This window comes from Nocardia spongicola, assembly GCF_047200775.1.
Taxonomy (GTDB): domain Bacteria; phylum Actinomycetota; class Actinomycetes; order Mycobacteriales; family Mycobacteriaceae; genus Nocardia.
Map to the genome: position 1 here is coordinate 74,542 of NZ_JBJZOO010000008.1, position 13,274 is coordinate 87,815.

The 13,274-nt window shown below is 65.1% G+C and carries 14 protein-coding genes; 6 read left to right on the forward strand and 8 right to left on the reverse strand.

The window, feature by feature from the left end:
• Positions 1-35 precede the first annotated feature (35 nt).
• Positions 36-1,616 (reverse strand): peptide ABC transporter substrate-binding protein, encoded by a 1,581-nt coding sequence (locus tag ACL02S_RS16490; protein ID WP_412803399.1) that lies wholly within the window; start codon positions 1,614-1,616, stop codon positions 36-38.
• Positions 1,617-2,043: 427 nt separating this feature from the next.
• Here ACL02S_RS16490 and acs point away from each other — a divergent pair, with 427 nt between their 5' ends.
• The 4 genes from acs to ACL02S_RS16510 all read left to right on the forward strand — a co-directional run bounded on the left by acs (position 2,044) and on the right by ACL02S_RS16510 (position 6,962).
• A complete protein-coding gene (gene acs / locus ACL02S_RS16495) occupies positions 2,044-4,005 on the forward strand; it encodes an acetate--CoA ligase (protein ID WP_412803311.1) in 1,962 nt (653 codons plus the stop codon).
• A 213-nt stretch (positions 4,006-4,218) separates the two neighbouring features.
• On the forward strand, positions 4,219-5,439 hold the full coding sequence (gene nhaA, locus ACL02S_RS16500; RefSeq protein ID WP_412803312.1) for a Na+/H+ antiporter NhaA: 1,221 nt from the start codon (positions 4,219-4,221) through the stop codon (positions 5,437-5,439).
• 38 nt (positions 5,440-5,477) lie between these two features.
• Positions 5,478-5,984: a phage holin family protein gene (locus ACL02S_RS16505; RefSeq protein WP_412803313.1), complete on the forward strand. Its 507-nt coding sequence runs from the start codon at positions 5,478-5,480 to the stop codon at positions 5,982-5,984.
• A 45-nt stretch (positions 5,985-6,029) separates the two neighbouring features.
• Entirely contained in the window at positions 6,030-6,962 is a 933-nt protein-coding gene (locus ACL02S_RS16510; protein ID WP_412803314.1) for an alpha/beta fold hydrolase, read from the forward strand.
• A 51-nt stretch (positions 6,963-7,013) separates the two neighbouring features.
• On the opposite strand, the gene ACL02S_RS16515 is transcribed toward ACL02S_RS16510, so the two are convergent.
• The 4 genes from ACL02S_RS16515 to nth all read right to left on the reverse strand — a co-directional run bounded on the left by ACL02S_RS16515 (position 7,014) and on the right by nth (position 10,492).
• Complete coding sequence (locus tag ACL02S_RS16515; protein ID WP_412803315.1) at positions 7,014-8,207, reverse strand: MarP family serine protease; 1,194 nt, start codon at positions 8,205-8,207, stop codon at positions 7,014-7,016.
• Positions 8,204-8,920, reverse strand: a complete 717-nt coding sequence (locus ACL02S_RS16520; protein ID WP_412803316.1) for an NUDIX hydrolase — start codon at positions 8,918-8,920, stop codon at positions 8,204-8,206. The genes ACL02S_RS16515 and ACL02S_RS16520 overlap by 4 nt, the downstream gene beginning before the upstream one ends.
• Positions 8,921-9,008: 88 nt before the next feature.
• Complete coding sequence (locus ACL02S_RS16525; protein ID WP_412803317.1) at positions 9,009-9,662, reverse strand: TlpA family protein disulfide reductase; 654 nt, start codon at positions 9,660-9,662, stop codon at positions 9,009-9,011.
• Positions 9,659-10,492 (reverse strand): endonuclease III, encoded by an 834-nt coding sequence (gene nth / locus ACL02S_RS16530; RefSeq protein ID WP_412803318.1) that lies wholly within the window; start codon positions 10,490-10,492, stop codon positions 9,659-9,661. The genes ACL02S_RS16525 and nth overlap by 4 nt, the downstream gene beginning before the upstream one ends.
• Positions 10,493-10,583: 91 nt before the next feature.
• Here nth and ACL02S_RS16535 point away from each other — a divergent pair, with 91 nt between their 5' ends.
• Together ACL02S_RS16535 and ACL02S_RS16540 are read left to right on the forward strand one after the other, a co-directional pair.
• Positions 10,584-10,826, forward strand: a complete 243-nt coding sequence (locus ACL02S_RS16535; protein WP_412803319.1) for a hypothetical protein — start codon at positions 10,584-10,586, stop codon at positions 10,824-10,826.
• Between the two features lie 214 nt (positions 10,827-11,040).
• Positions 11,041-11,715, forward strand: coding sequence for a Crp/Fnr family transcriptional regulator (locus tag ACL02S_RS16540; protein WP_379206808.1), 675 nt, complete (start codon positions 11,041-11,043; stop codon positions 11,713-11,715).
• 57 nt (positions 11,716-11,772) lie between these two features.
• On the opposite strand, the gene ACL02S_RS16545 is transcribed toward ACL02S_RS16540, so the two are convergent.
• The 3 genes from ACL02S_RS16545 to sp36 are packed head-to-tail and all read right to left on the reverse strand — an operon-like array spanning position 11,773 to position 13,263.
• Positions 11,773-12,564 carry an MBL fold metallo-hydrolase gene (locus ACL02S_RS16545; RefSeq protein ID WP_412803320.1) on the reverse strand — a complete coding sequence of 264 codons (792 nt, stop codon included), beginning with the start codon at positions 12,562-12,564 and terminating at the stop codon, positions 11,773-11,775.
• Between the two features lie 37 nt (positions 12,565-12,601).
• A complete protein-coding gene (locus tag ACL02S_RS16550; protein ID WP_412803321.1) occupies positions 12,602-13,060 on the reverse strand; it encodes a RidA family protein in 459 nt (152 codons plus the stop codon).
• Between the two features lie 41 nt (positions 13,061-13,101).
• Entirely contained in the window at positions 13,102-13,263 is a 162-nt protein-coding gene (gene sp36 / locus ACL02S_RS16555) for a Sp36 family protein (protein ID WP_085994820.1), read from the reverse strand.
• Positions 13,264-13,274: the final 11 nt, after the last annotated feature.

Consider the following 13,274-nt stretch of genomic DNA (forward strand, 5'->3'; position numbering starts at 1 on the left):
CGCCACCCAGCGAGGTGGCGCGGGATGACCGGCGGCTACTTCTCGATGTTCTCGTAGTCGAACTGCCCGTTCCAGGAGAGTTCGACCTTGCTGACCTGTTCGGAATGACCCGCGGTTGCCACATAGTTGAACACCGGGATGCTGGCCATATCCCGGATCAGCAGGGTCTGCGCCTCGGCGATGAGTTCATAGCTTTCCGCCTCGTTCGGAGCCGCCAGCGCCGCGTCGAGAAGCCGGTCGAACTGGGGGTTGTTGTAGTCGACATCGTTGGTCTCGGAGTAACTGCGGTAGTTCGGGATGAGGAACTGCAGCATCGTCGGGTAATCACCCTGCCAGCCGAACCGGAATGCCTTGCCGATGGTGTCCGAGGTCACCTCTTCGCGGAAGTTGCCGAAGGTCGGATAGGGCACGCCGATGGCATCGATGCCGAGCGTGTTCTTCACACTGTTCGCGACAGCCTCGATCCATGCCTGGTGTCCGCCATCGGCGTTGTAGGCGATCTCGTAGCGGCCCGACCATGGTGAGATCGCGTCGGCCTGTGCCCATACCTTCTTGGCCTCATCGGGGTTGTACTCCAAGACCTCGGCGCCTGGCAGATCCGGATCGAAGCCAGGAAGGGTACTCGCGGTGAAGTCGCGGGCGGGGACACGTGTGCCCTGGAAGATGTTCTCGGCGATCTGTTCTCGGTTGATCGCCATCGAAATCGCCCGGCGCCGCAGCACACCTTCGTCTCCGGCGAAATGCGGGAGGCCCGACTGGACACCGATCTGCTGGTTCTGCGCGGTCGGCTTGGTGATCGCCCGGTCGCCGAGGTCTTGCTCATAGGAACTGAGCGCACTATCGGGGAAGTTGTCGAGCACGTCGAGATTACCCGCCAGCAGGTCCGCATAAGCGGTGTCGTAGGACTGGTACATCACGAACCGCAGTCCCTCGTTCTTCGCCGGGCGGCCACCCTGGTAGTCCGGATTGGGCACCACGTCGATCTTGACGTTGTGCTCCCACGTCTCGAACTTGTAGGGGCCGTTGCCGATCGGATGCTTGCCGAACTCCTCCATGTTCGCGAAGGCGACTTCGGGCAGAGGGTAGAACGGCGCGTATCCGAGCGCGGTCTCGAAATCGATCGATGGCGCCTTCAGCTCGATGGTGAAGGTGCGGTCATCGATCACCTTCAGCCCCGACATCGTCTGTGCCGTCGGCTGTTCCGCGGACACCTCGTCGAAACCGACGATAGAGCCGAATACGTAGTTCTGCAGTTGCGCATTGGTGCTGAGCGCACCGTAGTTCCATGCGTCGACGAACGATTCGGCCGTCACCGGAGTGCCATCGGTGAACTTCCAGTCCGGCTCCAGGGTTACCCGATAGTTCTTGCGATCGGTGGTCTCGATCGACTCGGCCACCTCGTTGTGCGCTTCACCGTCGGCGTCGTAGTACTTCAGTCCCGCGAAGAGCCGGTCTACTACTCGTCCGCCCATGACCTCGTTGGTATTGGTCGGTACCAACGGATTCTGCGGTTCACCGCCGTGCACGGTGACGATGCCGGCATCGGCGCCGTCACCAGAGGAACAGGCGGCCAAGCCGAGACTCGTGGCCAGTAATGCTGCCGCCGTCAGCGCCATCGCTCTGTGGAATTTCAACGCGTACTCCCGATACCAGAAGGGGAGAGCCGGGCGACACTACTCGGGATCTACCAATACATGCCACCTCAGCCCACCTGTGTGGTTGGCAGAGTAACCATCGGTGCCTGCAGTGTCATCGCATTCGGCCATTCAGTCATATTTTTTATCAATCCAGCAATACGGCTGAAACACCACAAAATTTGTGCTGAAGCAGCGCAACATTCGAAACATTGCCTACGAGAATGCGAGCCGGGCGAGTCGATGGGGGTGGTGCGGGTACGACGGTGAGCGCAGACGCGCGGCGCATGACACGACCGGGAAGGTTCGAACCCATCGACGCATAGCGCGACGTAGGTCACAGTTGATTACTGTCGGAACTCGGCTGCGTCGAACCGCGCGCTCAGGCTACGGGTAAGGAAGAGACGAGATGACTGAAACCACCGCCGACCCACGAGGCTCGTATCCACCGGCCGCGGCATTCGCCGCGACGGCGAACGCGGGCCAGGAACTGTACGACCAGGCGGCGGCCGATCGCGATGCGTTCTGGGCCGAACAAGCCGGGCGGCTGGATTGGCAGCAACCGTTCGAGCGGGTGCTCGACTGGAGCGCGGCCCCGGTAGCGCAGTGGTTCGTCGGCGGCAGGCTCAATGTCGCCTACAACTGTGTGGACCGGCATGTCCTGGCCGGACATGGCGACCAGGTCGCCATCCACTGGGAAGGCGAGCCTGGCGATTCCCGCGCCATCACCTACCGCGAACTACTCGCCGAGGTCTCCCGCGCGGCCAACTACCTCACCGAACTCGGCCTTGTCGCAGGCGATCGGGTTGCCATCTATATGCCGATGATCCCAGAAGCGATCGTGGCCATGCTCGCCTGCGCCCGCCTCGGCCTGCCGCACTCGGTGGTCTTCGCAGGCTTCTCCCCCACCGCCCTGCGCCAGCGCGTAGACGACGCCAGAGCCAGGCTGGTGATCACCGCGGACGGCCAATGGCGGCGCGGTAAATCCGCACCGCTGAAAGAAGCGGTCGACGAGGCCCTCTACGCGCACGGCGGCACCCCGTCCAGCGTCGAACACGTGCTCGTGGTCCGCCGTACCGGTATCGAGGTGCCCTGGACCGAAGGCCGCGATCTGTGGTGGCACGAAACCGTCACCCCGGCCTCCCCCGAGCACCAGGCCGAGCCTTTCGAGGCCGAGCACCCCTTGTTCATCCTCTACACCTCCGGCACGACCGGAAAGCCCAAGGGCATCCTGCACACCACCGGTGGCTACCTCACCCAGACTTCGTACACCCACCACGCCGTCTTCGACCACAAACCCGGCCGAGACGTCTACTGGTGCACTGCCGATATCGGCTGGATCACCGGGCACAGCTACATCGTCTACGGCCCTCTCGCCAACCGCACCACCCAGGTCGTCTACGAAGGCACCCCGAACTTCCCCGATGAGCACCGCCACTGGCAGATCATCGAGAAATACGGCGTCACCATCTACTACACCGCCCCCACCCTGGTGCGCACCTTCATGAAATGGGGCAGAGCCATCCCCACCGCGCACGACCTGTCCAGTATCCGGTTGCTCGGGTCGGTCGGCGAACCGATCAATCCCGAAGCCTGGCGCTGGTACCGGGAAGTCATCGGCGCCAACCGCACCCCCGTGGTCGACACCTGGTGGCAAACCGAAACCGGCGCCATCATGATCTCCCCGCTGCCCGGCGTCACCACTACCAAACCTGGTGCCGCCATGACCCCGCTTCCCGGTATCTCCGCACGAGTGGTCGACGAAATGGGCGAACCGGTATCCCACGGTGAAACCGAGGCCAACGGATATCTCGTGATCGACCAGCCCTGGCCATCGATGCTGCGCGGCATCTGGGGCGATATGGAACGGTACCGGGCCACCTACTGGGAGCGCTTCGCCGAACAAGGGTGGTATTTCGCCGGAGACGGCGCCAAACTCGACACCGACGGCGACTTGTGGGTTCTCGGCCGCGTCGATGACGTCATGAATGTCTCCGGACACCGAATCTCCACCGCCGAAGTCGAATCCGCGCTCGTCGCGCACCCGAGCGTCGCCGAAGCCGCCGTTGTCGGCGCCGAGGACCCGACCACCGGCCAAGGCATCGTCGCCTTCGTCATCCTCACCACCGAAGCCACCGATACCGGTAGCGCACTCATCGAGGAACTCAAAACCGGAGTAGCCAAGGAGATCAGCCCGATCGCCCGGCCCCGCGAAATCCACGTGGTACCAGAACTACCCAAAACCCGCAGCGGGAAGATCATGCGTCGGCTCCTTCGCGATACCGCGGAAGGACGTCAGCTCGGCGATACCTCCACCCTTGTCGACCCAAGCGTCTTCGAGGCGATCCGGGCAAGTAAGGAAGCCGGCTGATAAGGACTGACGAACACGGGTCAACCGTGCGCAGTGGTGTGGCCGGGGCCGGTGTCTGCCCTGGCCACACCCGTTAGAATGGCGGGAGAGTGCCGGAAAATCTGTCGGCGAGCGGTCGCGCACCCCGAACACCGGCTCCGGTAGGAGTCATGTGCACACCGGCTCCGGTGCGAGCCGTGCCCGCTCCGTCGGCTGCTGGCCGAAAGGTTTCCCGTGATCAGGCAGGTGCGCTCAGAGCTATCTCGTTATCTTCGCACCGAAACCGTTGGTGGCGCACTCATTCTGATCGCAGCGGCAGTAGCATTGCTGTGGGTCAACTCGCCGTGGGGCGAGAGCTATTCGGCCATGGTCCATACCGTTGTCTCGATCCGGCCACTCCACCTGGAATTGACCCTCGACCACTGGGTCGGGGACGGTCTGCTCGCCGTGTTCTTCTTCGTCGTCGGACTGGAACTCAAACGTGAGCTCGTTGTCGGCGAACTCGCCGACCGCAAACGTGCCACTCTGCCGGTCATCGCGGCGATCGGCGGTGTGGTTACCCCAGGAATAATGGCCGGGATCATCGGATTCGGCATCCCCGGTATGGAACGTGGCTGGGCCATTCCGGTCGCCACCGATATCGCGTTCGCGCTCGCGGTGCTCGCGCTGACCGGCTCACGGATTCCCCCTGGCGCCCGAGTATTCCTGCTCAGCCTCGCGGTGGTCGATGACATGATGGCGATCCTCCTGATCGCGGTGCTGTTCACCACAACGTTGTCCTTACTGTGGTTGCTCGCCGCATTCGGGTGTTTCGCAGGCTGGGCGCTGGCACAGCACAAACGGATCAGCACCCCGGCGCTCTATCTGCCGTTGGCGCTGGTGTCCTGGTACGCACTGCACCAAGCCGGTGTCCACCCCACCTTGGCCGGTGTCGTTCTCGGCCTGCTCACCAGAGTGCGCCCTGACCCGGATGAGCGAGAGGCGCCTGCCACCCGGTTGGAACACCTGTTCCAACCGGTCTCCGCCGGACTGTGCGTTCCGCTGTTCGCGCTGTTCGCCGCCGGAGTTCCGTTTCACGCCGCACTTTTCGGTGAACTGTTCACCGACCGGCTCGCCCTCGCCGTTATCCTCGCTCTGCTGATCGGCAAGCCCCTCGGCATCTTCGGGATGAGCTGGGTGGCAATCCGGTTGGGCATCGCGACACGCCCGCGCGGACTCGACTGGCGCGACGTATTCGCCCTGTCGGTGCTCGGCGCGATCGGCTTCACCGTTAGCCTTCTCGTGGCGGAACTCGCGCTGGATGACATCGGAGACGGGTCCGCCGTCGAATTGGCGAAAGCCGCGGTGTTGGTCACGTCAATGGCGGCCTCGCTCGCCGGTTCGGCACTACTGTGGCGACGTGGGCGTGTCCACCAGGCACGGCGGGACGCCCGCACGCTACATCGTGAACAGTGAGGCCGAGCAGTGCCGGGACAGGGAGAAGGGTCGACCAAGTGAGTTTCAACCACGGTGGTAACGGAAACGACGCGCAGCGCGGTCGTACGGTGACCTCCATCCCCCTCACAGACGCCGATACACTCGGCTCCGCGAGCTTCGGCACCCTGGTCAGGGAAGCCGCCGAACAGGTGTCGACCCTGGTCCGTGCCGAGGTCGAACTGGCCAAGGCCGAGGTCACCGGTGAGATCAAAAAGGGACTGCAAGGCAGCGGCTACTTCATCCTGGCGCTGACTGTGCTGTTGTTCAGCACCTTCTTCTTTTTCTTCTTCCTCGGCGAGCTGCTCGACGTGTGGATGCCCCGCTGGGCGGCCTTCCTGATCGTCTTCCTGCTGATGGTGGTCGGGGCCGGGGCACTGGCGTTTCTCGGGTGGCGGCGGGTGAAGAAACTGCGCGCGCCGGAGAAGACCATCGACTCGCTCAAGCAGGCCAAGACGGTGCTTCCGAGCTCCCGCGGGGCTGCTGCGCACGAGGACCAGCTCACCCTGGAAAAGCCGGCTTCCTAGACGCGCGTTCACGGGGCCGTACCGCGGCTATTAGGCTGCATCGGCGTGTCGGCGAATCTGCTTCCGGATCCGTCCAGCGTCCGTTACGGGGGACCGTGGACGCATCGGGATGTGCGCGCCAACGGTATCCGCTTCCACGTCGTGGAAGCCGAGCCGTACCCGAATGCCCCGCTGGTCGTGCTGTTGCACGGCTTCGCGGACTTCTGGTGGTCGTGGCGGCACCAGCTGATCGGCCTCGCCGAACTCGGCTACCGCACTGTGGCCGTCGATCTGCGTGGTTACGGCGACAGTGACAAGCCGCCGCGAGGCTACGACGGCTGGACGCTGGCAGGCGATATCGCCGGGCTGATCCGTGCGCTCGGCTGCACTGAGGCCACGCTGGCCGGACACGCCGACGGCGGCCTGGTCTGCTGGGCCACCGCGGTGCTGCATCCTCGGCTGATCCGCTCGATCGCGCTGGTCAGCTCACCGCATCCGGCGGCACTGAAAAGTGCCGTATTGCGCGACCGCCACCAGCGGTCGGCCTGGTTGCCGAACTTCCTGCGCTATCAGCCGCCCCGCTATGGTGAGCGCCTGCTCACCACCTCCGATGGCCGAGAGGTTGAGCGGCTGTTGCGGCAGCGCGTGAGCACGAACTGGTCGGAAACCACCGAATTCCGTGATACCGCCCGGCGGATGCGCTCGGCCATCCAGATCCCTGGTGCCGCGCACTGCGGGCTGGAATACCAGCGCTGGGCATTTCGCAGCCAGTGGCGGCCGGACGGCCGCAGATTCATGGCGACCATGCATGACCCCATCGAGATCCCGGTTCTTGCCCTACACGGCGAGCTGGACACCTATATGCTGCGTTCCACACTTCAGCGCGGAGAACAGTGGTCGCCGCATCGCCGGCTGGTCACTGTCGCCGAAGCCGCGCATTACGCACACCAGGAGAGCCCGGACGCGGTCACAGCCGAACTCGCGAAATTCCTCGCCTGAGCGCTCGATCAGCCCACCGGTGCGATGGGATCCGAGAGCAGGCCCCGCTGTTCAGCTGAGCACACACGAACCCGTTGTGACCGGCAGTGCGGAGCCGACGGCGGCATTGAGCTGCGCGCTGACTTCATCGAGAGTGAGTACATAGCCGGTGTCGTTGTCGGTAACGGCGGCGCCGAAAACGACACCGAGCACTCGCCCCTCGGTATCGACGAGCGGCCCCCCGGAATTCCCCGCCCTGACCATCCCACGCACCGTATACACCTCACGCTCAACGGTGCCATCGCGATAGATGTTCGGTCCGCTCAGGTCCAGGGTCTCGCGTATCCGCGCCGCGCTCGCCGTATATCGACCACCACCGGGATAGCCGAGCACGATCGCGCTGTCCCCCGAACGCGCGGGAACCGACGTTCGTGGGATGACCGGAGCGGTGAGTCCTGGCACCGCGAGGACGGCGATATCGGTAGCCGGATCGAACAGCACGACCGTGGCACGCAGCGGCCCCACCGCGGTGTCCACCTCGACACTGCTTGTGCCTGCGACGACATGGGCGTTGGTCATCACACGCTCCGGTGCGACCACGAAACCCGAGCCCTCCAGCGCCCGCTGACAGCTCGGTGCGACGCCACGGATCCGCAGCACGCTCTGCTGTAGCGACGCGGCGACCGGACTGGCGAGCACGCTCGGATCGGGCGGCTCGACAGCGGTGATCGGCGCGCGGCCGAACGGTCCGATCACATCGGGCAGGCCCGAGGTGTTGAGCAGTTGGGAGAACTCGTTGGGCAGGCGGCGCAGCCAAGTCGGTGCGACGTCGTTGACATCGGCGAGCACCCGCGAGCCATTGATCGCGGTAGCGATGGCAGGCTGTGACGAGGTGGCCAACGGCAGCGCCAGCAACCAGGCGATAGCCAGTACAGCGGCCGCCTGCACCCCGGCACCGACCACGCTGTCCATGCCCCTGGCGAATGGATGGCGCATACCGCTGCGCGCGGCGCGCCCGAGCACCATACCCGCGACCTCACCGATGATCACCAGCACCACGATGAGCAGCACGCCGGTGAGCACCCTGGTGCGGCCCTCCTCGATATGGACCAGAATGTGCGGTGCGATCAGGATGCCCGCGACCGCGCCGAGCACCACCCCGAGAAAGGCCAATGCCGAGGCCACCGCGCCCTGCCGCCAGCCCGACGAGGCAGCGAACAGAGCAAGCAACACCACAGCTATATCGAGCCAGATCGATGAGCTCATAAAGTCATGCCCACGGCGGCGAGTGCGGTCTCCAGGTCACGAACATCTCCGCGGTCCCACTCCTGATCCCAGCAGGCGATTTCGCTGATCCCGGCGAGGATGCCACCGGTAAGACCCCAGACCAGCATCCCGTCCACCTGGAATGCCGGGCTCTGGTAGCCCATCGGGCTCCGGACCGAGAACCGGTTCGCCGGATCGAGCAATTGAGCAAGCGGAACCCGCACGACCCGTTCGGTCTCGCCCTCGTCGACCACCCGGACATCGCCGGGTGTGCGCCAGTAGGCGAGCACCGGTGCGACATCGAACCGGGACGGCGGCACGAACAGTTTCGGTAGCACCGCGAAGGGCTCCACCCCAGCGGGGTCGAGTCCGGTCTCCTCACCTGCCTCACGCAGAGCGGTGGCGATCGGCCCCGAATCGCCTGGGTCCACCGCCCCGCCGGGAAACGCGACCTGGCCGCGGTGCTGCCGCATGGTGGCGGCGCGCTGAGTGAGCAATACCTCCGCATCGGCGGGTAGTCCGCCCGGCGCATCCGGGTCCGGTGTCGGCGAGCCACCGAACAGCACAAGTACAGCGGCTTGCCGCGGAGTCGAGGTCAAGGCGAAGATCCGGCGCAACGCACGTGCTTTCGCCGAGCTGCTGACAGCATCCGCGGCCGGATCCGCCGCCCTGGTCAACCACTCGGGAAGCTGTGCGGGCAACTCGACGGTCATCGCGAGCCACCCCCGTGCGCGTACTCGCCGACTCCAGTACATCCCCGCACCGGAATCGTCATCACCGAATCGTGATCCATCGGCATCTTCATGCGGCCACTCCGAGTTCCTCCGCGACCGTATTCGCGATGTCGTCGACACTGTCGAAGGCCCGCACGACGATATCGGCGATCGAACCGTCGGCCCGGATGAGCACCGAGAGCGGTAGCACCGCAGGGGCTCCGACGGCGGTGCGCACGCGCGCGTCCGGATCGAACACACCAGGCAGATGTATGTTCAGGCCTGTCAGCCTGGACAACGCTTTGGCCTCATCGGAGTCGCTGTGCACGGTCAACACGGTAATAGCGTTCCCCGCGCGCTGCGCGTATTGCTGCACATATGGCAACTCCTCGGCACACGGCGCGCACCAGTACGCCCACAAGTTCAGCAGGGCGGGCTTGCCTGCCAGCACGGCGGCCATATCGATCGGCCTGCCATCCGCCAGGCAGCGCACCGTAACCCCGGCCAGCGGGCCACTACCCGGTGCGGTCTCGTCCGGGCACTCGGCCAGTCCGGCAGCGGCGCGCAGTTCACCGGACACCCCGGAAACGCTGCGGGCGGGCTGCTGCCCCGTTACCGGCGCGGCCCCTCCGTCGTCGCCGCGTGGCCACACCGCGGCCGCCAATGCCACCACCGCGACCAGACCGGCAAGTGCCCAACGCCACGCATGTCCCGCTCGATCACCAGGAGAGTTCGAACTCACTGGCCCACCAGTTCGAGCAGATGCTCCCGCTCCGGACCTTTCACCAGCTCGGCCGCGGCCGCCGGATCGGTCGGGCCGACGCCGAACGATGGGCAGTCCTTGGCCAAGAGGCACGCTCCGCACGCGGGCTTACGCGCATGACACACCCGCCTGCCGTGGAAGATCACCCGGTGCGAGAGCATTGTCCACTCTTTGCGCTCGATCAGCTCGCCGACAATGTGCTCGACCTTCACCGGATCTTCCACCGCGGTCCACTGCCAACGCCGCACCAGCCTGCCGAAATGCGTATCGACGGTGATGCCGGGCACCCCGAAGGCATTGCCGAGGATGACGTTCGCGGTCTTGCGCCCGATGCCGGGTAGCTGGACGAGTTCGGGCAGGGTGTGAGGCAACTCACCATCGTAGTGTTCGAGCAGCGCCTGCCCCAGCCCGATCAGCGCGGCGGCCTTATTGCGATAGAACCCCGTGGACCGGATGCATTCCTCCAGCTCCGCACGGTTGGCCTCGGCATAGGCGCGGGCGTCCGGATACCTGGCGAACAGTGCTGGAGTGGTGAGATTCACTCGCTCATCGGTGCACTGCGCGGAAAGGATGGTCGCGACCGCGAGTTCGAGCGGGGTGGTGAAATTCAGCTCACAATGCGCGTCGGGGAACGCGACCGCGAGCGCCCGATTCATCCGCCGCGCCCTTCGGACAAGACCGAGGCGAGTTTCCGCCTGTCGCGCCCTATTTTTCCGGTTCGGCGCAGCGCCGGCGCCCTGCTTCGCCGCGGCGAGCCCGGTGTCGGTGGAAAGCCCGTTCTCAGCGGCAGTAGGGGAAGAAACGCGCACCCGTCCACAATACGGAACTGCCGACCAACGTTGCCCTTCCAGTTCGGTTGCCGTGTTCCATCTGAGACCTCGACAGTGTTTACTGCTCGTCATGCAAGGACTCGCTGTGGTGCTCTTCCCAGTGGCGTTGATGCTGTTCGCGCTGGGAATGGAGCGGGTCGAAAATCGGCTCCGCAAGCTTCTGGAACCCGACGAAGAGGTTCAGCAGTACCTGGACAAAGCAAGCAATGCCGAGGTGAAGGAGTTGACCAAGCTCGGCCTGCCCGCGGCCGTTGCCAAGATGCGCAAGCGCCGCTCCCGCGGCGAAGAAATGGATGTCGCACGCGCGAGCTGATCCCGGCGAGCACAGCGGCCAGGCCCCCGAGATCGCAGGCAAACGGAAGGGGACCCGCGAAGGCCGCTGAGAATACTGGTACGGTTCTCCGCTGCGCCACAATCCACTCGTTACGTGGTGTCCGCCACTGCGCTGCCATCACGCCGCGTAGACTGCGCTGTTGGCCGAGTTGCTTCGGCCCAGCACAGAGCCATTTCCCATAAGGAGCACATTCGTGGACGAGGCCCTCGCCAGAGCAGGCATCTTCCAGGGCGTCGAGCCCACTGCGGTGGCCGCCCTCGCCAAGCAACTGCAGCCGGTGGACTTTCCACGCGGCCATGTCATCTTCAATGAGGGTGAACCGGGCGACCGGCTGTACATCATCACATCCGGCAAGGTGAAGATCGGCCGTCGCTCCCCCGATGGCAGGGAGAACCTGCTGACCATCATGGGTCCGTCCGATATGTTCGGCGAACTGTCGATCTTCGATCCCGGCCCACGTACTTCCACAGCCACCACGGTCACCGAGGTGCGTGCGGTGACGATGGACCGCGAAGCCCTGAAAGCCTGGATCGATCAACGGCCCGAGATCGCCGAGCAACTGCTGCGCGTGCTCGCCCGCCGCCTGCGCCGGACCAACAACAATCTGGCCGATCTGATCTTCACCGATGTACCGGGCCGGGTAGCCAAAGCCTTGCTGCAGCTGGCGCAGCGGTTCGGTACACAGGAGGCCGGAGCACTGCGAGTCACCCACGATCTGACCCAGGAGGAGATCGCCCAGCTGGTAGGCGCCTCCAGGGAGACGGTGAACAAGGCGCTCGCCGACTTCGCGCACCGCGGCTGGCTGCGTCTGGAAGGCAAGAGCGTGCTCATCTCCGACTCCGAGCGGCTCGCCCGCCGCGCTCGGTAACTCACGCACCAGGAAGGCCGGGTTCGGCTCAACGCTGAACCCGGCTCGGTTCCCCGGCTAACCGTGCGTGCGCAGATATTCCAGCTGGGCCTGCACCGAACTACGTGCGGCAGGCCACAGCCGTTTGTCCACATCGGCGTACACCCGTCGCACCACAGCCAGCGCCCCAGGATCGGGGCCGAGCTCCCGCAACGCCTCCCGCACTTGGTCGAGGCGCTCATGCCGGTGCGCGATGTAATAGCGCGCGACCGGCTCCAGATCCGGATGGTCCGGTCCGTGCGCGGGAAGCAGCGCCTTACCCTTCCCCGCTTCGACCAGCCGGTCCAGCGACGACAGATAGTCGGCGAGAGTGCCGTCCCTGGAATCCAGCACTGTAGTGCCCGCGCCGAGAATGGTGTCACCGGTCAGCACCGCGTCGTCGAGAACGAAACTCACCGAATCGGCGGTATGCCCCGGTGTGCCGAGCACCGTGATCCGCAGCCCCGCGGCCTCGATCACTTCACCGTGTGCCAGCGGCACGTCCGAGCCGCGCAGGAAAGCGGGATCCTTGGCTCGCACAGCAGTACCGGTTACCTTGGCCAGCCGGTCGATACCGCCGGTGTGATCGTGATGGCGGTGGGTGATCAGGGTGAGGGCGATCTCACCGCCCACCGCCTCGACGATCGCCCGGCCGTGCGATTTGTCCGCAGGCCCTGGGTCGACCACCACGCAGTCCGAGCGTCCAGGGGCACGCAAGACCCAGGTATTGGTTCCCTCCAGAGTCATCCGCCCCGGATTATCGGCCAGTAGTACCGCCGCTGTCTCGGTGACCTGTCTGAGCTGCCCGTAGGCGGGGTGTGTCAATGTCATCGCAAACCTCGATAGCTGAGTTGCCGGACGATCCGCGCTAACGAACCTCGACGATCAGTTCGACCTCGACCGGAGTGTTCTTCGGCAGTTCAGCGACCCCGACGGCAGAACGCGCATGCGCGCCCGCGTCGCCGAAAACCTGACCGAGGAACTCCGAAGCGCCGTTGATGACCACCGGTTGGTCGCCGAACCCCGGCGCGGAGGCGACGAATCCGACGACTTTCACGATACGCACCACGGCGTCGAGTCCCACCAGATCATGCACCGCTGCCAGTGCGTTCAGCGCACACCATCGGGCAGCCTCCGTGGCCGCCTCGACCGATACCTCTGCGCCGACCTTGCCCACCGCGGACAGCTGACCGTCCACGAACGGCAACTGACCGGAGGTGTACACCAGCGACCCGGTACGGATCGCAGGGATATACGCCGCGACCGGGGCCGCGACCGGCGGCAGCGCCAGCCCGAGCTCGGCGAGGTTCTTCTCCCACTGGATCATCGCGTCATCTCTCCTTCGCTACTCGTGCTACTCGGATCGAGCTACTTGGGCCGCTTGAGGTAGGCGACATGCTGTTCCCCGGTCGGGCCGGGCAAAACGGTGACCAACTCCCAGCCATCAGCGCCCCATTGATCGAGAATCTGCTTCGTCGCGTGTGTCAGCAATGGCACGGTCGCGTACTCCCAGAGGGTCGTATCACTCATGTGCGAGAGCG